General features: G+C 56.8%; 16 protein-coding genes and 2 tRNA genes. 1 reads left to right on the top strand and 17 read right to left on the bottom strand.

The window, feature by feature from the left end; genetic code table 11:
- Positions 1-145: 145 nt before the first annotated feature.
- The 8 genes from HMPREF2528_RS02435 to HMPREF2528_RS02400 all read right to left on the bottom strand — a co-directional run bounded on the left by HMPREF2528_RS02435 (position 146) and on the right by HMPREF2528_RS02400 (position 9,832).
- Positions 146-898, bottom strand: coding sequence for a winged helix-turn-helix domain-containing protein (locus HMPREF2528_RS02435; RefSeq protein WP_005504418.1), 753 nt, complete (start codon positions 896-898; stop codon positions 146-148).
- 577 nt (positions 899-1,475) lie between these two features.
- Positions 1,476-2,114, bottom strand: coding sequence for a uracil phosphoribosyltransferase (gene upp, locus HMPREF2528_RS02430; protein WP_005507583.1), 639 nt, complete (start codon positions 2,112-2,114; stop codon positions 1,476-1,478).
- Positions 2,115-2,300: 186 nt separating this feature from the next.
- Positions 2,301-2,387: transfer RNA gene (locus tag HMPREF2528_RS02425), tRNA-Ser, on the bottom strand.
- Between the two features lie 166 nt (positions 2,388-2,553).
- Complete coding sequence (locus HMPREF2528_RS02420) at positions 2,554-3,174, bottom strand: TetR/AcrR family transcriptional regulator (RefSeq protein ID WP_070542137.1); 621 nt, start codon at positions 3,172-3,174, stop codon at positions 2,554-2,556.
- Positions 3,175-3,254: 80 nt separating this feature from the next.
- Positions 3,255-5,861: a YhgE/Pip domain-containing protein gene (locus HMPREF2528_RS02415; RefSeq protein WP_070542134.1), complete on the bottom strand. Its 2,607-nt coding sequence runs from the start codon at positions 5,859-5,861 to the stop codon at positions 3,255-3,257.
- Between the two features lie 2 nt (positions 5,862-5,863).
- Entirely contained in the window at positions 5,864-6,775 is a 912-nt protein-coding gene (locus HMPREF2528_RS02410) for an ABC transporter ATP-binding protein (RefSeq protein ID WP_239662194.1), read from the bottom strand.
- Between the two features lie 298 nt (positions 6,776-7,073).
- A complete protein-coding gene (locus tag HMPREF2528_RS02405; protein WP_070542131.1) occupies positions 7,074-7,601 on the bottom strand; it encodes a nucleoside deaminase in 528 nt (175 codons plus the stop codon).
- Positions 7,602-7,642: 41 nt separating this feature from the next.
- On the bottom strand, positions 7,643-9,832 hold the full coding sequence (locus HMPREF2528_RS02400; protein WP_070542128.1) for a RecQ family ATP-dependent DNA helicase: 2,190 nt from the start codon (positions 9,830-9,832) through the stop codon (positions 7,643-7,645).
- Positions 9,833-10,169: 337 nt separating this feature from the next.
- Here HMPREF2528_RS02400 and HMPREF2528_RS02395 point away from each other — a divergent pair, with 337 nt between their 5' ends.
- Positions 10,170-10,826 (top strand): DedA family protein, encoded by a 657-nt coding sequence (locus HMPREF2528_RS02395; RefSeq protein WP_005504410.1) that lies wholly within the window; start codon positions 10,170-10,172, stop codon positions 10,824-10,826.
- Positions 10,827-10,959: 133 nt separating this feature from the next.
- On the opposite strand, the gene HMPREF2528_RS02390 is transcribed toward HMPREF2528_RS02395, so the two are convergent.
- The 9 genes from HMPREF2528_RS02390 to HMPREF2528_RS02350 form a co-directional block, all read right to left on the bottom strand.
- On the bottom strand, positions 10,960-11,610 hold the full coding sequence (locus HMPREF2528_RS02390) for a phage holin family protein (protein WP_070542125.1): 651 nt from the start codon (positions 11,608-11,610) through the stop codon (positions 10,960-10,962).
- A 324-nt stretch (positions 11,611-11,934) separates the two neighbouring features.
- Entirely contained in the window at positions 11,935-12,738 is an 804-nt protein-coding gene (locus HMPREF2528_RS02385; protein WP_070542122.1) for a hypothetical protein, read from the bottom strand.
- 216 nt (positions 12,739-12,954) lie between these two features.
- On the bottom strand, positions 12,955-13,797 hold the full coding sequence (locus tag HMPREF2528_RS02380; RefSeq protein WP_246823854.1) for a multidrug ABC transporter permease: 843 nt from the start codon (positions 13,795-13,797) through the stop codon (positions 12,955-12,957).
- 89 nt (positions 13,798-13,886) lie between these two features.
- On the bottom strand, positions 13,887-15,383 hold the full coding sequence (locus HMPREF2528_RS02375; protein WP_246823853.1) for an ABC transporter permease: 1,497 nt from the start codon (positions 15,381-15,383) through the stop codon (positions 13,887-13,889).
- A gap of 268 nt (positions 15,384-15,651) precedes the next feature.
- The gene (locus HMPREF2528_RS02370; RefSeq protein WP_070542115.1) at positions 15,652-16,245 is read right to left on the bottom strand and encodes a flagellar type III secretion system protein FlhB; all 594 of its coding nucleotides are present in this window, start codon (positions 16,243-16,245) and stop codon (positions 15,652-15,654) included.
- Positions 16,246-16,357: 112 nt separating this feature from the next.
- Positions 16,358-17,095: an organic solvent tolerance protein OstA gene (locus tag HMPREF2528_RS02365; RefSeq protein ID WP_231917927.1), complete on the bottom strand. Its 738-nt coding sequence runs from the start codon at positions 17,093-17,095 to the stop codon at positions 16,358-16,360.
- Positions 17,096-17,352: 257 nt separating this feature from the next.
- Positions 17,353-18,039: an amino acid transporter gene (locus HMPREF2528_RS02360; RefSeq protein ID WP_070542113.1), complete on the bottom strand. Its 687-nt coding sequence runs from the start codon at positions 18,037-18,039 to the stop codon at positions 17,353-17,355.
- 1 nt (position 18,040) lies between these two features.
- Positions 18,041-18,550, bottom strand: a complete 510-nt coding sequence (locus HMPREF2528_RS02355; protein ID WP_070832225.1) for an asparaginase domain-containing protein — start codon at positions 18,548-18,550, stop codon at positions 18,041-18,043.
- Between the two features lie 168 nt (positions 18,551-18,718).
- Positions 18,719-18,791 (bottom strand) — tRNA-Lys (locus tag HMPREF2528_RS02350).
- Positions 18,792-18,869 lie beyond the last annotated feature (78 nt).

Raw genomic sequence — 18,869 nt, 5'->3', positions numbered from 1 at the left:
ATTCTATCTAGAGGGCGCCGGAACGTGCCGCACGCCGCCACAGCACGCACACTAACACCCCCAGGCGGGCACAAGTAAACCCCGGCGCACCGGCATCACGCCAGCACACCGGGGTGCACTCTACAGAAGCTAAATTCTGTACACGCTAAATCGAGTATTCCGGAGCAGCCCAGACAACAACCTCGGGGTGCTCAAAGAAGCGGTAACCCTGACCGCGCACCGTACGCACGGTACCCGACAGGCGGCCCAGCTTCGAACGCAGACGACGAATATGCACGTCAATCGTACGCTCATGCGGATGCTCGTCACCGGAGCTCCACAGCGCCTTCAGCAGCTCCTCACGACCCACGGTGCGGGAAGAATTCTCCACCAGGTGTGCCAGCAGCTCGAATTCCTTGAAGGTCAGCATGAGCGGCTCACCGTCCAGGAACACCTCGCGGCGTGCCAAATCAATCAGCACACCCGAAGAGTGGCTATTCGTGGTCTCTGCTTCGCGGGCGACATGCGCCTCCGGGTGCATATACATTGCGGTCGGATCGCCGAGTGCATTACGTACTACCTCAAGGTCGCTACCCTCAGCGTTCACCGGAGCCAACGCCACAGCGGCGTACGACTCCGACTCGGGAGCCAGGTGGTGTGCATAAGTGCGCAAATCCTGAACGATACGCACCAGGGAGGTGCCGTTCGCTGCAGCAAGTTCCTCGTTCAAACCAACATAGAGCACAAAGCCGCGTGCCTCATTTTCCTGAGCCTGCTTATGGGCAGGGTCACCGGCTGAGAAAGTCATCGGACGCAACGTTGCAGCCTGCGCAACGGGACGCTGAGGCTGCACGACCTGGCGCTTAGCGGCGCGGCCGCGCTGGGAGATGTGCACATATCCAGGTACAGCGCCTGACATGATTCAACCTTCTCTCAAAGTCTGTGTACGGGATCCCTGTCGTACGTAGTGTGGGGTGCGCCGGAAGTGACGCCGAGTCAAACAGTCCCCAATACCTGTTCGAGCTTCAATCCTCTTACTTAATATTTCTCCTATTTGACGGATAAATCAAGCGGATTCGGCATAGTGGATTCATCTTTATGGGCGAGAGGAGTACAATACCCCCTCTCGCGTTTTGGGGTTTCAGGGACTACCTGAAGCTTTCAGTATTTTTTCTCTTATAAATATTCATAGCTTCTTTTATTTACTGGTTTCACCCTGTATTTTCATGTGAAGCTGTGAATATGCTCAATATATTTTGAGCCCCTCAAAGCACTATAGTGTTCCTCATCACATATTATCAAGGGTGTTTCATAAACCCACACAAGCGCCCAACAACACCATAAACACCCAAGACAGCAGACCGTTAGACACACATCCCCCAACACCACACCATATGACCTGCACACGGCCTCCAGCAGACACAACAAAGCGCCCCCGCACATGCTTAAACATATGCAGAGGCGCCCCACTCACATCACGTGAATAACGCTGAAAACTACTCAGCCAGACCGTACAGGCGGTCACCGGCGTCACCCAGACCCGGAATAATGTACGCCTTCTCGTTCAGACGCTCATCACGAGCAGCCAGGAACAGGTCAACATTCTCCATACCCTCAATGCCCTTCTCCAGAGCAGCAATGCCCTCAGGAGCAGCAATCAGGCACACGCACGTCACAGACTCAGCACCACGCTCACGCAGGAACTTAATGGCCTCAATCAGAGTGCCACCGGTAGCCAGCATCGGGTCCAGCAGGTACACCTGACGACCAGTCAGGTCCTCCGGCAGACGCTCAGCATACGTCACAATATCCAGCGTTTCCTCATTACGAGCCATACCCAGGAAGCCCACCTCAGCGGTCGGAACCAGACGGGTCATACCCTCCAGCATGCCCAGACCAGCACGCAGAATCGGAACAACCAGCGGCTTAGGATCAGCAATACGAACGCCGGTAGTAGTCGCCACCGGAGTCACAACCTCAACCTCTTCCACGCGGATCTCGCGAGTCGCCTCATAGGCAAGAAGGGTCACCAGCTCATCAACCAGCTGACGGAAAATCGGGGACGGAGTGTTCTTATCACGCAGAACACTAATCTTGTGAGAGACCAGCGGGTGGTCAAGAATCTTAATACGCATAATACGATTTTACCCACCCCCGAATCAGCAAACACCGGTAAAGCCCAGGAAGTGGCACACAACCTATAAAACGAGGCGAAGTACCCCCCGCACAAACACCCACTAACGCACCCGCCAGCACCACCCCAGAACAATCCGGGCATGCAAAAACCCGCCGAGACGAATCTCGACGGGTTTTCGTTGGTGCGGTGGTGGAGGGATTTGAACCCCCGTTGGCTTTTACACCAAACATCATTTCGAGTGATGCACCTTCGGCCGCTCGGACACACCACCAACAGTGGAAAACTATAGCACACCCCCAACAGGAGGGCAAGAACGAGCCTACATATCGTGCGCGTACGGCAGCCGGGTGTCGCCTCTTTCACGGTCCCTTTAACCGTGCCCTTTTCGACACCCGACACCGAAGTCCCGGCTACGTCTGCAGACCCAACAGGTCCGCCTAATGACGGATATACCCATCTACAACCAGCATGACAGCACGCGTTGCATCCTCAGCATTACGCTCCGCCTGATGCACTTCACGATCCATGGCAAGCATATAAATCGCGCCGAACATAGAGATCGCAATCGCACGAGGATTCTGAGCGGTATCAACCGTATAGCGGCGAGCCACAGCCTCCGTCATCTCCTCCAAATAATTCAGAAGATCCAAACGGTTATCGCTCATCGCCTCGGTCCAACCATCCGCACCCTTCCACGCCTCCGCAAGCCACATCCGAGTAAAACCCGGACGGTCCTCAAGATACTGGAACGCGGCGCGAACAGCACTCCGCAACGCCTCACGCGGATCAGAATGAACCGATGCCGCGCGACGCGCATCGCTCAGCAGCAACTGCGTGCCGTACTGAACCAGCTGATCCACCATGGTCTTCTTAGAACCGAAGTTGTAATACACGGTTCCCTTAGAAACACCCGCCCGGGCAGCCACCTCTTCAACAGTGGCGTACTCAAGCCCCTTTTGGGTCATGATTTCCATAGCAGCGTTGAACAACTTCAACTGAGTTCTACCTGTACGGCCGGGACGACGACTTGAAGCTTCAGCGACTGGGCGCTGCAACATCAGCAGTCCTCCCTCCCTTTTTGCAGATATATCTCTATTTTATTAGACAGTTTTCCCCCGGTGCGACCAAACAGGGTTCGTTACACAGTAATCTCCGGCGCAAGCTTCTTCAGGGACCACGTACGATCACGACGCGTGCCAATATAGCCCAACACCAGACCAGCCAGACCCCACAGAGTCAAAACCAGCATGATGCCCCACAGGCTCGACTCATTAATGCCATACGCCAAACGACGCGTACCCGCCACCGCATAACCCATCGGGAAGAAATCATGCATCCAACGAATCGACTCAGGCAAAGTCTCATACGGCATCGTGCCGCCCGCAGTAATCAGCTGCAGAATCAGAATGACCAAAGCAACAAGCTTACCGGGCGCACCCAAAATCACCGTCAAACCATGAATGAAACCGGTAAAGACCAAAGCCACATAGCAGAGGAACAGCCACACCAGCCACGGATGAGCCATCTCAAAGCCCAAACCAAACTTAATCGCGGCAAACATCAAAGTCGCCTGAGCAATACCCACCAGGCCGAACGGCATCCAGCTACCGAGCATCACACGAATCGACGGAGCATGCGAAGCCAACGCACGGTTGTTCATCACGCGCAACGTCTGAACCAGCATCAAGCCGCCAATCCACAACGCCAAGCACATGAAGAACGGGCCCATGCCTTCACCATAGTTACGGCCCGACGCCAGCGACTCATGCGACAAAGTCACAGGGTTCGACATCGTATCCGCAACCTTCGCCTGATCAGTCGGCGCAAGGCTCGGAACCTGCTTAGCGCCAGAAGCCAGACCGCTCTCCAGCGACGAAGTGCCATCCTTCAACTCGGAAGCACCATCATTCAGCTGAGTAGAACCATCAGACAGCTTCGCCGTGCCGTCAGACAGCTTCGACGCGCCATCCTTCAGCTCATTCGCGCCATCAGCCAGCTTCTGCTGACCCTCAACCGCAGACTGCTCCTTCTTCGCCAAAGTACCGCTACCATCCTTCAGCTCGGCGGTACCGCTCTTCAAAGAATCAGTACCCTCCTTCAGCTCAGAAGCACCACCCGACAGAGTCGCAGAACCACTCGCAAGGCTCGAAGCACCCGAAGCGATCTTGGAATTACCATCAGCCAGGCTCGCCGAACCCGACGCCAACGAGGACGCGCCAGCATCCACACGAGCGGCACCATCAGCCACCGACGAAGCGCCCTTGGCAAGCGAAGACGCACCGGAATCCAGCGAATCCACGCCAGTCACCAAAGTCTGAATCTTCACCGCAGTCGACGACGAACCATCAGAAACACAATGGCTCGACTTCAACGCGCGCAACTTCGACAGAGCATCAGCAGCGGCAGCATCACGAGTAGCCAGATGCGACTGCAGAGCCTTCTGATTCAGCTCAGCAACCTCATTCTTCGTCTCCTCAGAATCAACAGCAGCGACCAGCTGATCAGCCTGCTCCTGAGTCAACGTACCCGCCTCAACCAGCGGAGTCACCCGAGCACGCACCTTCTGCGCACTCGCAGACACCACAGTATTCGACAAGTCACGACCAAAATCGCCGCTACCAGCAGAAGTATCCGTCTCATGCAGACGCATGCACATCGCGTTCAGCTCAGCCGGCAACTCACGAATACCAGCCTGATCCATGCCTTCACGCAACTGATGAATACCCGACGCCAAATCATTAGCACCCTTCGCAACCGCCGCCGAACCGCTCTTCAAGCTCGCAGTACCCTCAGCCAGGGTCGCCGAACCGTCCTTTAGCTTCGACGCACCCTCAGAAGCAGACGCCGCCGCCGAAGCCAAGGTCGACGAACCATCCTTCAAGCTCGAGGCACCATCAGCAAGCTTCGCGGCACCAGAATCCAGCTTCGCCGCACCAGAATCCAAAGTCGACACACCATCAGCAAGCTTCGCGGCCCCCTCAGCCAACTGCTTCTGACCATCCAACAACTGCGACTGACCATCAGCCAGAGAGGAGGTACCATCCTTCAGCTTCACGGCACCATCATTCACCGTGGCGGTACCGTCCTTCAGCTGAGTGATAGCGTCCGCCAGCTTCACCGTACCGTTATTCACCTTCGACGCACCATCAGCAGCCTCATCCATCTTCGAATGAATCGTCGTGAAGCTAGCCAACAGCGAATTAGCCGTCGAATTACCGACCTTCTCAGCCACCGAATCACGCACCGCAGTGCCCGCCTTCGTGACAATATTCGTCAGCACATAGTTATTCGCGTCATTCGTAATGACCTCGATACCCGCCGAACGCGCATCAATAGGGCCCGTCTTACCGTCAGCATCAGGCTTAAACGAACCGGCACTCTGCAAATTACGCGAGAAATCCTTCGGAATCACCATCGCAAAGTCATAGGTGCCGTTCTCCACACCCTCGACAGCCTCAGTACGAGTCTGCACCTGACGCCAATCAAACGTGCCAGCATCCAGAAGATTCTTCTTCACGTCAGCACCGGTATTCACCTGCTTACCTTCGGAATCCGTCGCGCCCTCATCCTCAACCACGAGAGCACCCACAATGCCATTCACATTGCCGTAAGCATCCCAGTTACCGTACAGGTACAGGGCGCCGTACAGCAGCGGGATGCAAGACATAGCAAGAAGCACCAGAACCGGCAAAACACCGCTGGTCAGGCGCTTAAGCTCAACAAGAGCCACACGCAGAACAGTCATTCTTACTCCTTCTCAGCGGTCTTCTGGGCAACAGTCTTCTGGTTGCCGGTCTTCTGGTTATCAGTCTTATGGTCAGTGGTCTGAGCGGCTCCGGAAGTGCCGGATACCGCGGGGGTGAGGGAAATCGAAGAGGCCGCGGGGATTTCCTCCACCTCACGCACCTCAATCACGTCAATCACAGGCTCGGTCTGGGTTAGTTCTTCTGCCGCAGTCAGCGCTTCCGTCTCAGTCAGCTCTTCTACAGGCTCCTCAGCCGGCTCAAACTCGCCGTCCTGATCCATGTGAACACTACCCACCACAGCACGGGCGCCCTGCCAGGACTCCGAAATATGCGGAACAATCGCCACCACAGTGCGAGGGCGATCCTCGTCAGTGGCAAGCTCCTCCAGGTAAGGAAGCCACATATAGGTGTGGTTCAAATGACGGGAGGGCGTATCAAAAACCAGCAGGTCCGAAGGACTCGCCTGCGCCAAAGCCGCCATCAGCTCAATGTTCATCTCACCATCAAGCTCATCCATCCACAGGCCGTCCAGGTCCTCAAGACCGCGTTCCTTCAGCCAGCGGCTCGCACGGGAACGACCAAAAACCGGCAGATTATAGGAGAGCATCTCAGACACGTAATCGTGCACACGCATGTGCTGCTCGGGGGCGGTCACGTCAGGAGAGTCGATAATGTCACTGATACGACGCAGCTTCTTCATCGAAATCGGCTGCGGTTCCGCATCACCATCGCTCCAAAAAATCTCGCCACCCGACAGAGGCAAACGGCCGGTAAGAGCCAAACCCAGCGAGGTGCGCTCCATCTGGCTATCCGCCTGAATAATGATGACCTCGCCCTGATTTACAGAAAAAGAGGTACGACCAAAAAGGGCGTGGTGACGCCCCTTAGCCCAAATATTGTCAACGCGAAGCACGAATAAATCCCCTTTAAATACAGGACGGTTCAGGTGAGTTTTGGGGAGCACTCCGCAGGTTGCGTGGGGTATCTATTTTCAGTCACGGGCAGACGGAGGCTCCAGTGCCTATATATGGTAGACCCGGACATGTGTGATGTAGTGGGCTTTTCATGAAAAAACAGGGGTCATTTTTGAAATTCTTGAAGTATTTTTCAAATAAATGGGGGTTTCGTACAAATAACGCGAAAAGCCACGCAATCTCTGCGCGGCTTTTCGCGTTATACAAACCATCTTCAGGGGTGAGGCCTAGGGGAGGTCAGAGGCGGCGTTCCTTAAAGAAGTCCACCATCAGCTGCGCACACTCATCAGCACACACACCCGCATACACCTCGGGAGCCGGAGCAACCCTGCCGTCACGCAGCACATCGTAACGACTGCCAGCAGCCCCCGTCTTCTCCTCCCAGGCTCCAAAAACCACCGTCGAAACGCGCGACGCCAGGATCGTGCCGGCGCACATCAGGCACGGCTCAACCGTCACCACGAGCGTGCACCCGTCCAGGCGCCACTGACCACGATGCGCCGCCGCCTGACGAATCGCATTCACCTCCGCATGGGCACTGGGGTCATGCTCCCGCTCACGGGTATTGCCCGCCGAACCAATAATGACACCCTGCTCATCCACCACCACAGCACCGATAGGGATCTCGCCACGCTCACCTGCGGCGACACCCTCGGCAAGGGCGCGGACCATCCACTCGCCGTGTTCGGGGCGAGCGGGAATATCGCTGAGCACGGCGGAAGAACCGTCTGTGACCGTCAATTTTGAATATTCCGAATATGACATACAACCTCGTCAAGGGAATAAATAAACGATAATGGGCGCAACTAATGGGTGGCAGCCAAAGAGAAAGGATACACCGCAGAAGCACCCGCCAGCCGTAGCTCCCGCGCCACAACCGTGAACGCCCACCGCGAATCCACGACATCAGAAACCAGCAGAACAGGGCACCGATGCTCACGCACATAGTCCAGAACTTCTGCAGGCACCCGGTACGAGCGCAGCACATCCGCACAACGGAACGCGCTATTACCGCCAAAGAAACGCGGCTCCCCCACCAGAGACACCTGACCCAAATCCACCAGACGACCCACCGATGCCAATCCCCTACCCAGGGACTGAGCCAAACGGGGACGCACCGGCGAAGGCAGAGTCAACACCGCCACCGGACGACCTGCCTCAGACCACTCCCAAGCGGCAAGCACCTTCACACAAGCGCGACCCAGCTCGGCAGGGACCTCAGAATCAACCGGCTCACCCAGCTCATTCGTCGCCAGAAGCTCACGCAGACGTGTACCGTACCCCATGTCGCTCAGACGTGCCAAAGCGTAACCGGATTCAGCCTGCTCGTCCTTAGACAAACGACCGCGCGGCGCATCCGCACCCATCAGCTGGTCCAGCCCGCTCGGCCACATGCGGCGCGGTTGCAGGGGCACGCCCACCGTATTGAAGCTGCTCTGCGCCGCCTGCTGCGCCTCAGCGGGAACTTCAACCGGGTACCAGGGGCCCGCACACACATCGCAACGACCACAAGCAGTCGCGGAAGCATCATCAAGCTGCTGAGCTAGGAAAAGCATCCGGCACTGACTAGTGTGTTCATACTCGAGCATGGCGTTCTGCTCCAGCACACGCGCCTGCGCCACCGCCGCATAGCGAGCGTTATCGTACCGCCACGGCGAAGAGGTTCGACGCCAATAGTTACCTTCCTTCACGGCGGCACCCTCAACGTCCAGCACCTTCAGCAGAAGCTCCAGGGTGGAGCGGCGCAACTGAACGCGCGCCTCCAATGCGGTAATGCTCAACCCCTCCGGGGACTGGGCGAGGGCATCCAGCACCGCCAGCGCCTGCTCCTCGTTAGGCATGGAGGCGGTCGCAAAATACTCCCAAATGGCGCGGTCTTCACGACCGGGCAGGAGCAGAACATCAGCGTTGACGGCGCCTCGTCCGGCGCGGCCAATCTGCTGGTAGTAGCTCACCGCAGACGACGGCGCGCCCAGGTGCACAACAAAACCCAAATCGGGCTTATCAAAACCCATACCGAGGGCACTCGTCGCAACAAGAGCCTTCACCCTGTTTTCCTTGAGTGCCTGCTCTGCAACCAGCCGCTCATCCGGGTCAGTTTTACCGGTGTAGGCGAGCACCTCGTAGCCGCTGGCACGCAGAGCATTTGCGGTATCTTCTGCCGCAGAGACAGTCAACGTGTAGATAATGCCCGAACCGGGCAGGCTGTTCAGATGCATGAGCAGCCAACCGATGCGTTGCGCCTCATGGGGCAGGGTCAGAACGCCCAGGCGCAAGGACTCGCGGGATAGCGGACCGCGCAGCACATGCACGGGTGCGGTGGTATCAGTGCTGAGCTGTTCGGCGATATCACGGCTAACGCGGTCATTCGCGGTTGCGGTAGTCGCCAGCACCGGCACACCCGCCGGCAGAGATTTAATGAGCGAACCAATACGGCGGTAGTCGGGGCGGAAATCATGGCCCCAGTCAGAGATACAGTGCGCCTCATCAATAACGAGTAGCCCCAGGCGCGGCAGCAGGTACGGCAGCCACTGCTCGCGGAACGCCGGGTTATTGAGGCGTTCGGGGCCCACCAGGAGCACGTCGAGCTCGTTAGCTTCGAGGCGGGTGCGGATTTCATCCCATTCGGTGACGTTCGCAGAGTTCACCATGGCGGCGCGCACTCCCGCGCGGGATGCCGCCTCGACCTGATCACGCATGAGGGAAAGCAACGGGGAGACAATAAGCGCCGGGCCCATACCGCGGGCACGCAACAGCAGGGAAGAAATGAAGTAGACCGCGGACTTACCCCAGCCGGTACGCTGCACCACCACAGTGCGGGCTCGGTCGGCGACGAGGGCGCGAATCGCCTCGTACTGGCCATCGTGGAACTCAGCATCAGCGACACCGGTGAGGCGGCGCAACACTTCGCGGGCTTCAGCGTGCAGAGGGTCAGCCTGCAGGGAATCGGTGCGCAGGGAGTCCGCGGGGCTGGAAGCTGACTGCTGGGGGTTCATGGTTCTCTCCAACGGTGGGTGGTTGGGTCAATCGCTACGCCGCGACGCGCCGTGCTCTCTTTCCATCATGTCACACCCGGTATCGCCCGGCTCTGCGGATGGTCATTTCTTGGGGAGGCACGCGAGCGCCGCGTCACCTCAGGTTGTTTCGCCATGCGGGCGAGGAGATTTACGCCTCGCTCACCCGTGCGTCCGGCGTAAATGCCGGTAGAATTGTGCCAGTAATACACAGCCTCCGCATAGTTTTGCACAATGTTCACCATAGGTACGCTTTCTATGCTGGTGTTACTCCGCCGCCGATCCGTGTGTGCGGTCCACTCACAGTTCAGGATTTTTCATGACTTTTCTTGCCACCGCTTTGGCGCATCTTCCGGTTGCGCTCTTGGGCCTCGACCTTGAGCAGTTCCTGCTCGATACCGGCCCCTGGGTTCTGGTTGTTTCGGCAATTATCGTATTTATTGAGTCCGGTGTTCTTTTCCCGGTTCTTCCGGGTGACTCCCTGATTTTTGCTCTGGGTATGTTGCATGAGCAGATGGGCCTGTCCCTGTGGGTTGCGTTCCCGGTCCTGGTGCTGGTTGCTATTGCTGGCGCTGAGGTTGGCTACCAGATTGGTGCCCGTTACGGCCGTAAGATCTTCAAGGATGACGCGAAGATTCTGAGCACTAAGAACCTGCACACTACCGAGGAGTTCTTCCAGAAGCGCGGTAGTTTGGCTCTGGTTCTGGGTCGTTTCGTGCCGATTGTTCGTACTTTTGTGTCTCTTGCGGCTGGTATTTCTTCGTACGACCGTAAGAAGTTCCACCTGTGGAATGTTGTTGGTGCGGTTGCGTGGATTGGTTTGATTGGTCTGGCGGGTGTGCTGCTGGGCGGTATCCCGTTCGTGCACAACAACATTGAGTACATTGCTGTGATTATTGTGGCGGTTTCTGTGGTACCGGTTATTATCGAGTACCTGCGTGGCCGTTCGAAGGCAAAGCAGGAATCTGCTGAGTAATATGTGAGTCCTTCTCGGCTACTGAGCCGGGGATGAGAAAAGGTGGGGATACCGTCTGGTATCCCCACCTTTTTGCGTTCTCTCAAACCCGGTGGAGGTGATGCCCCCGGAAGCCAGCTACACCTCCGCGAGGTTACTTTACGCCCATGCGTCGCAGGCCTCCACGCATTTGGATGTACCGCCCCACCTGCGGCTGGCAGAGAAGAACAATAATGAGGATGCGGCTGATGAAGTCAAAAGCTATCTTCGCGTAGAAGACGTGAAGGGTCATAAACGGGCCAAAAAACATAACCCTGGCCGCTTGCGTACTATAATCGTCGGTCAAAAAGACGTGATAAAAGAGAGCTACAACCACAATGTCCAGAAGCATGCGTAACGCACCCTCGATAATAATCACCACTCGCGCCCACTCATAGCCCTCATTGAGGTACCAGGCGCTGATCGTTCCTAGAACAATAGGGAGAACCATCGTAAGCCCCATCGTCATACCTGCAAACATGTAAACGCCCGTAAATTCTAGACCTACAAGAGGCTGTAGAGGATATGTGGACATGTACAGCATCAAGAATAGGGATACCGCCCAGATGGCAATAGGGCGCGACGGAAGATTGATAGCACGCTGAGTACCTGGCGCGCCGTGTACGGGGTGGACACCAGCAGGAACCGGAAGCTGAGGCGCCACTGCGGCGGGTGCCGAGAAGTTCGGTGCCGGAAAGTTCGATGCTGCGGCGTTAGGCTGCGGTGCCAGCGTGCCCGCGGAGGCACCGGAAGTATTGTTAAACATCGTCGTTCTTTCTCTCGTATGCTCGCACTATGGTGCGTGAATCGGTGGTTGTTCCACTTTTTTAGGTAGGTTTACGCGAAACCTACCTAAAAGAGTTATTTGATGTAGTTAGCTGAGAGAATAATACTTTTTCAGTATAGGGTAAGCTCTTCGGGCCTTGTAGAGTTTTTATACGAAGCCTGGAACCTTTTAGATAACTCAAAGGGTTTTACCAGCTAGAAGATTTCGATATTTAACGCAAAAGGGTGGGGATACCGTTTGGTATCCCCACCTTTTCATACTCTAAACCTTTTGGTGATAGTGGTGCCGTTTGGGACAAACGCCCTAGTTGAGGCGGTTCCCGCCCTCGTTGGAGTTAGCCTCATGTGCCGGCGGATTCTGACCAACCACCTGACTATGCGGCGTGCTGCCGGCAGTCGTGTACGCCCATACAGGGGGACGGGTCAGCAACACAATGTTCCGGATGTAAAGGATAGTAATGACAACACCAACCGCGGTACTCAAGAGAAGAGAAATCGCCAGGTCCATAGAGTCGTAGGACTGCAAATATTCCATCAGCCAGGTGAGATATCTGGAATCCATGAAGAAATCTTGCGCAAACCAATACATACGGCTCAAGACCTCGTAGGCGCTACACACGAGGATAAGTATGTGCGCCCATCTGTGCCCTTCCCAGGTCTTCCAGAAGAGGAAAATCTGGATAAAAATGAAGATGAGGGGGAAGCCCAGCGTGAAGAGAAGAGACAGCGCCCCCAAGCTGGAGGTTAGGTTCTTAAGGAGTATGAACGTTTGAATATTCCTGAAAAGCAACAGAATAATGATGACGGTCATGCACCGCTTGGCGCTGCGCAGAGCCTTCGGACGTACCCAACCCGCATGTTCGGAGGCGACAGCGTAACCGGCGGTCGCCTCCCGGTAGCCGGTGGTGGTGAGCTCGGGGGTTCTGTCGCGGGGTGCATTACCCTCTGCCGTGTTATTGCCTACCGCGCTACTGGGGGCAACGTTATTGGAGGCGGTGTTACTCTCTGCCGTGCTATTTTCAGCCTCGTCGGAGGGCAACAGCACACTGTACTCGGGAACCGTGTACTCCGGGTCATTCAGCGGCTGCTTTGGGATACGTTCTGACATCGTCGTTCCTTTCTCCCCTGGCACTTTCTCTTCTGGCACCCACCCCGCGCTACAGTGCACGGAGCGGGCGTTAAAGAGTCTTACCCCAAGGATATAAGGAGGCGCGCCTCGCCCCAGGAAGGCGGTACCCTTTCTCAGCGTATTCAGAGGTATCCGAGTAACCACGTGCACCATTCCGAGGGCTAGCCTCGGAACTCCTGACGTTGTTGCGCCTTTCTACGTTCCCCATCCCGCACTACGGTGCGGGGGTCGAGGGGTGTTTCCCCCTGATGAGGTGCGTTCGTCATCCTCATCATCAGCGAAAATCTCTCGAAGTTCCGCCGGCACCTGACCGGCAGCCTGTCTCGTCTCAGACATCATCTGCTGGCGTTCTAGCGCACGTGCCCCGCTAACGATTTGTGTGTACACCCTAATAGGAGCACGAGTCAGCAGCACAATCATGAGGATATGGAGGACAATCATAAGAGTGCCGCTAACGGTATCTACCAGATAAGAGGCTGAAGACAAAGACCCGCCTATCGCCCTGGAGGAATACCTTGAGTCCGTGAAATTATTCGCAAAAATAAGCACACCGTTAGCCGCTGCAAAAGCATTGCCAATGATGGTAAGAATGCGCGCCCACTCACGACCATCCCAGACTTTCCAGAGGATAAAAATCGGGATGATGGAGGCGAAGAGGGTAAACGCCAGCATAGAGAAGAGAGTGCTTATCACCATCTCAAAATCGATATACGACTGCCATGGGAGCATAACCGACAGAAAATTACTCAGGGTCCCCAACGCAATCATGGCGGTTGCACACCATATGACGCTGCGCATAGCCTGCGGGCGCTTCGGAATTACCTGCTCGGCGGAGACAGTCGCGGTGTAGTCGGCGGTCGCCTCCCGATAGCCGGTAGTGGCGTGCTCGGGGGCGCTGTCGCCGGGTGCGTTGTCCTCTGCCGCACTACTCTCCACCGTGCTATTTTCAGCCTCGTCGGAGGGCAACAGCACGCTGTACTCGGGAACCGTGTACTCCGGATCGTTCAACGGCTGCTTTGGGGTACGTTCTGACATCATTGTTCCTTTCTTCTCTTCGCTCCCCGCCCCGCACGCTGTAGCGCAGGGCGGGTGCAGAAGAGTCTCCCCATGAGGAGGGGCAGCACACCCTAGTTGAGGCGGTAGCCTTCCTCGGTGTACACGGAAGTATCCTTATAGCCGCGCTGTTCGTTGCGGGAGTTCTTCCGCGCATCCGTACGGCGGGCCCTCTTGTACTGCTGAGCGACCGCTTCTTCAGCCCGTCGGTTAGTTTCCTTTTCTTCCCTGCGGGTCTGTTCTTCTTCCAGGTGAGTACGCGTTTCTGCATCCTGATGCGCAACAATCCAACCGTCACCGGCGTTCACCTGTTCGCGTGCTTCTATCCATGCCAACCTCGCGGTTGTCATAAACGACCTGGTGGGACGGCTAATGAGCAGCACAACTATCAGAAGGTAGAAAACCGTAAGAAAGGCTCCCATAATGTCACTGACCACAATGGAAACTACGTAGTCTCGGGGCCTTGAAGTCAACGATTCATCCGCCAGCCTGGAGAAATAATCAGCCGAGATGAAAGATTGCAAACTCATCACCCCGATAAAAACCACAAAAGCACTACCGAAGAGGGTGAGGAAGTACGCCCATCTACGGCCCTTCCACAGTCTGCGGAGAACAAAAATCGGTATGAGAGAGAAGATGAAGGTAGCAAATATGCCTGAAATGATGATGCCCGGCATATTTTCCATAACGCGGTCCGGGACCTCGTTATGGATAGATACATAGATACGTTGGATTGCGGACAGAATAATAATGGCTGTAGCGCACCACATGACGCCGCGCAGCGTCTTCGGGCGGGGCGGGAGCACCACCTGAGGGGCGGCAGGCGCGGTGGAGGCGGCGGTCGCCTCCGCACCCTCGTGCGCTTCCTGTTGGGGCTTAGCCGACCCGCCAGACGTGCCTCCGAAGTTAGGCTTTACACCCGTCTTCTGGGCGCGCTGAATCTGCTGTATCTCAGCCAGCAGGCGGTTCTTCTCCACCGGATCATTCGAGAGCGCATAATCGGCAGAAAGCTCACGCAACAGCTGCTCGGTAGAGTCCTTGACCGGGCCTTCTTCCTTCTCAAGCTGACGAAGAACATCCTCACGGGTCGGCTCTTCCTCATCATCCGCCATGCTGTCCTTGATGATCTGCATCTGCTCCCGAATCGCCGCGGGGCTCGGGACCACGCCCACAGCCGGGCGAGTCAGCAAAAACAGGAGAACGGCGCTACCCGCCGTAATCACCCCGACCAGAGCCTGCGACACCATAGACGAAGCAGCGGCAGGATGCGACACCGGATCCAGTGCGGTAAACGCAGGGAAAAGCACCTGAGCCAGACCAAAGACACCCGCAAAAGAGAGCACACCGCTCAAGGAACACAGCAGAAGGTACAGCATCAGCAGGCGGCGCGGATTAACGTACCCTGACTTGGTATAGTCCAGAACGAACCAGAGGAACGGCACCACCAAGATGGCGTCAGGCAGAACCTTCGGCAGGGCATAGCTAAGGGACGAGCCGATGTTCACACTACGACCCGTGGTAACGAGAATCTGGTACGCATCCAGGAGGAAATACACCAGGATGAGAGTCATACTGATGGAATAGGCTTTACCAAGAAGCTCCAGTCCCCGGTTAAATTCCTGTTCCCTATCGCCAACTATGCCAAGGTTTCTTTTCGCCTCTTCAAACGCCGCCCGCTCATCATATGTGCGCTTGGCGGCGCCGGGGCTAGTCTGCGATGAGGATTCGTGCGCAGGTTCGGAAGTAGGGTGCACGAGTCATCCTAACTGTGGTTGGGTGAATAAAATTATCGGTGAGCCGCTGACCTGTGTCTCACAGTGCCCGCGGCCAGAAATGAGGCTAAATCAGGTAATCCTCGCTACGGCGCACACGCCAATCACGGCGTGCCTCCATATAAGAACGCGACTGACGCGACCACACCAACGCCAACGCCACCACGCACACCAGCATGTACGGACCCGCAATATACACCGGCGTGTACAGCGGCGAAGCGCTACTGAGCAGCAGCTCAACATCCTGGCTCGGCGCACCATTCAACGTGCCCAGAAGAGCCGCCACAGTCAGCATAATCAGCAAAGAAGCCAAAACACCCAACGCCAACGCTACCGACAGCACCAACGCCGCCCACCGGTAACCACGCAGATAAGCCACCGTGCAGAAACCGTGCAGGGTCACGTTACCGAACGCGCTGACCATCAGGAAAAGCACCGGATAGTACGCCTGCGCCTCCACCAGCGACTGGGCGCGCCAAGTCGAAAAATGCGACAGCTGCGTCGTCGCATACGTGACACCCGTGTACCCGATCAGCACCAGCCAGCCCACGGCAATAGCGAGCAGAACCCAACCCGCCACCGACACGAGAGTCGGAGTGGCAGGCTTCGTAGGATGCGTGGTGTTCGGAGCGGATGGCGGAGAGGACTCGACGGCGGACATAGCTGAATCTTTCGGATATCGGCTGATAGTGTGCGGAAAACGTATGAGCGAGTGTGTGATGTGAGTGTGGGCGGCGGCGCGGCGTTCATCTACCGCGCCGCCTCAAAAAACTTTAGGCAGAAGTGGACGGGTCAACCGTCGCAGAAATACTTTCAGGTAGCAACGGAGAATCTGCCCGGTTCGCCATCGCAATTCGCAAGTTGTTGAAGCGGTAAATGGTCAGCAACGATAAACCGACCTCGCTCAACCAGACCAAGCCCAAGACAACAAGTATCAGCAGGGGGTCAAGCCCCATCGAAACCCCAGCCCAGTCGAGCATCAGCAGCAGGAACGTAATCGGTGAAAGCACCAGCCCCACCGCAACAAACCCAATCAGGGAGCAGATAGCCCAAACGCTATACACGGAGGCGTCCGCCGAATCACGCGGAGGGCGCATCAGCGGCCACATCTGAACCACCAGGTAAAGCGCCGCCACAAAACCAAAGCAAATCGCCAACGGCTGCGTGTACTGGGAGATAATGAGGCCTTCAACGATGCTCAAAATGCACAGAATAACGGCGCGGACCAGCAGGTTCTTCTTGAGCTTCTGTTTGCGTTCCTTCACCTCATCAGCGGTGTAGGTGCGCAGAAAAGCGGGCAGCTGCCCCTGCCCCGGGAACGGCGGTAGAGGACCCGTCGGATGCGTACGCACCACAATCGGCGGGTTCGTACCATCCTGAATGATGACGGTAGAAGTCGCCGAAATAACCGGATGCGAGCCCGTCACCACAGGCGGCGCGTTCAGCGGAACGGACACCTCCGGCGTGGCAGGAGTCACGTGACGGATAGGCGCCTGAAAGCGGGTCTGCATACTGATATCTTCATCCGGGTGTTCTGCGGATGAAGCGGCATCTGTGTTCAGGTGTGTAGCGCCCATGAGTGGCCTCCTGGCAGGTGCGGGTCGTGTTTCTGTCTCTACCGTATCACGCGTACTTTAAGGGAATCTGAGCAGTGGCTGGGCATCGTTGAGAGCGTGTCACACCGCCACTTATCACCCCATCAACACCCCTCAGGCATCACCCGGCAGAGGCGCGGATGCGCGGGGATTCGCCCGCCCGTCGGTGTGCGTTAGCTCTGCTCCGCTACACGCGAAGCCTCCGCGTTCGGGTCCTCTGCATGCTGCTGTTCTGCGTTCCGCTGTTCTTCCTCTTGCTTCTTCTGCGTCAGACGCAAGCTCCTACGAACCGCCAAACTATAGAACAGCGAGAACAGAACCTCCAACGCGAACGACGCCATGACCGTCAGCAGGCTCACCGTATAGAACACGCCCACACGGTCCAGCAGCGTCTGCGGGCCCTGCACCGTCACAAGCGCATAGGCAAAGAACGCCGTCATAATGGCCGCCGCGACCCCGGATGCCGCATTCGCCAGCAACACCAACTTCACCGAACGGTTCGCCCGGTAAATCATGGCAACCCACATGTGCATCACCAGATAGACCAGCGGCACCGCACCAATCGGGAAAAGCGTGACGCGAATGAAGTAATAAACAATAATCAGCGAAGGAACCACCAGCAGGAGCACACGCACCATGTAAAGGTTCTTAGCCGGCAGCGGGTACTCGCTGGCGACATTCCAGAACTCGTCAGCCTGCTGCTCCAGCTCCTCCATCGCCTGCAACTGCATCAGCTGCGCCTGTGACATATGCCCCTGGGACATATGCTCCTGCGGTACAAGATCCGCGGAGCCCTCCACCTGCGCAAGCTCAGCAGCAGAGACTGGTTCGCCCCTCCGCATGCGAGCGGAATCAGCCATACTAGCCCTCAAAAATGCCGCGCGAACGGTCCTTACGCACGCTCTCAGCAGGGAAAATACGACCGCTCATGCTGATGTACACACCCGGCTCCAGCAGGTTCAGGGCGGCAATAGCGGCACCCAGGTTGAAACCGGCATCCGAACGAGCCATCACGGCGGGCTGCATCGCACCGGTCAGCACCACAACCTTATCGCCCAGGTCGGCGTGCTCCACCAGGTAGCGGGCAGTCTCCGGCATGGTGTCGGTACCGTGAGTGATGAGCACCTGGTCGTTGGTAACAGCGTTCAGCGCCTCGGTCAGCTCGGCACGATCCTCATCGGTCATGTCCAGGCTGTCCTTGCCAATCAGCGGGCGAATATCAAAACGGATATCGGTAATCACACGGTCCAGCAGATCCTTAGCGGCAGGCTCACCAATATCCATGGTGCCCGCCACCGAATAGAACTTATCGATCGTGCCGCCAGTGGCAAGAATCGTGATCTCTTCGGGGTTCTTAATGGTGACGCTCACGGGTTTCCTCATCTTTTCGGGTCAACGTACACAAATCAAAACTGCCAGGCGAACCCGGCAGGACACGCCCCACCACACGGGATAGGCACGAGGTAAGACCACGCGCATGAGGGTGAAGACGCAAAAACCCGCCGACCCCCGCAATGCGGGAGGCGACGGGTCGGCTAGTGCGCCCTGTGGGGCTCGAACCCACGACCTGCGGATTAAAAGTCCGTAGCTCTACCGACTGAGCTAAAGGCGCTCCTATCCACACAAAACTGAAAGTGTGCAGATAGAAATACTATACACTACCGGCTCCCAGCCAATGAACGGTACACTA

Origin of the sequence: Rothia sp. HMSC078H08, from assembly GCF_001808955.1 — a bacterium.
GTDB lineage: Bacteria > Actinomycetota > Actinomycetes > Actinomycetales > Micrococcaceae > Rothia.
The sequence above is the reverse complement of the archived record's forward strand: the minus strand, read 5'-3'. Positions and strand labels throughout refer to the sequence as shown.

Bases quoted from the DNA above. Each gene is read 5' to 3' on its own strand.
- HMPREF2528_RS02360 (WP_070542113.1), bottom strand. From the start codon at position 18,039: ATGGCTGATTCCGCTCGCATGCGGAGGGGCGAACCAGTCTCTGCTGCT.
- HMPREF2528_RS02375 (WP_246823853.1), bottom strand. From the start codon at position 15,383: ATGACTCTCATCCTGGTGTATTTCCTCCTGGATGCGTACCAGATTCTC.
- HMPREF2528_RS02370 (WP_070542115.1), bottom strand. From the start codon at position 16,245: ATGTCCGCCGTCGAGTCCTCTCCGCCATCCGCTCCGAACACCACGCAT.
- HMPREF2528_RS02380 (WP_246823854.1), bottom strand. From the start codon at position 13,797: ATGATGTCAGAACGTACCCCAAAGCAGCCGTTGAACGATCCGGAGTAC.
- HMPREF2528_RS02435 (WP_005504418.1), bottom strand. From the start codon at position 898: ATGTCAGGCGCTGTACCTGGATATGTGCACATCTCCCAGCGCGGCCGC.
- HMPREF2528_RS02395 (WP_005504410.1), top strand. From the start codon at position 10,170: ATGACTTTTCTTGCCACCGCTTTGGCGCATCTTCCGGTTGCGCTCTTG.
- HMPREF2528_RS02420 (WP_070542137.1), bottom strand. From the start codon at position 3,174: ATGTTGCAGCGCCCAGTCGCTGAAGCTTCAAGTCGTCGTCCCGGCCGT.
- HMPREF2528_RS02385 (WP_070542122.1), bottom strand. From the start codon at position 12,738: ATGTCAGAACGTATCCCAAAGCAGCCGCTGAATGACCCGGAGTACACG.
- HMPREF2528_RS02365 (WP_231917927.1), bottom strand. From the start codon at position 17,095: ATGCAGACCCGCTTTCAGGCGCCTATCCGTCACGTGACTCCTGCCACG.
- HMPREF2528_RS02415 (WP_070542134.1), bottom strand. From the start codon at position 5,861: ATGACTGTTCTGCGTGTGGCTCTTGTTGAGCTTAAGCGCCTGACCAGC.
- HMPREF2528_RS02400 (WP_070542128.1), bottom strand. From the start codon at position 9,832: ATGAACCCCCAGCAGTCAGCTTCCAGCCCCGCGGACTCCCTGCGCACC.
- HMPREF2528_RS02405 (WP_070542131.1), bottom strand. From the start codon at position 7,601: ATGTCATATTCGGAATATTCAAAATTGACGGTCACAGACGGTTCTTCC.
- HMPREF2528_RS02390 (WP_070542125.1), bottom strand. From the start codon at position 11,610: ATGTTTAACAATACTTCCGGTGCCTCCGCGGGCACGCTGGCACCGCAG.
- upp (WP_005507583.1), bottom strand. From the start codon at position 2,114: ATGCGTATTAAGATTCTTGACCACCCGCTGGTCTCTCACAAGATTAGT.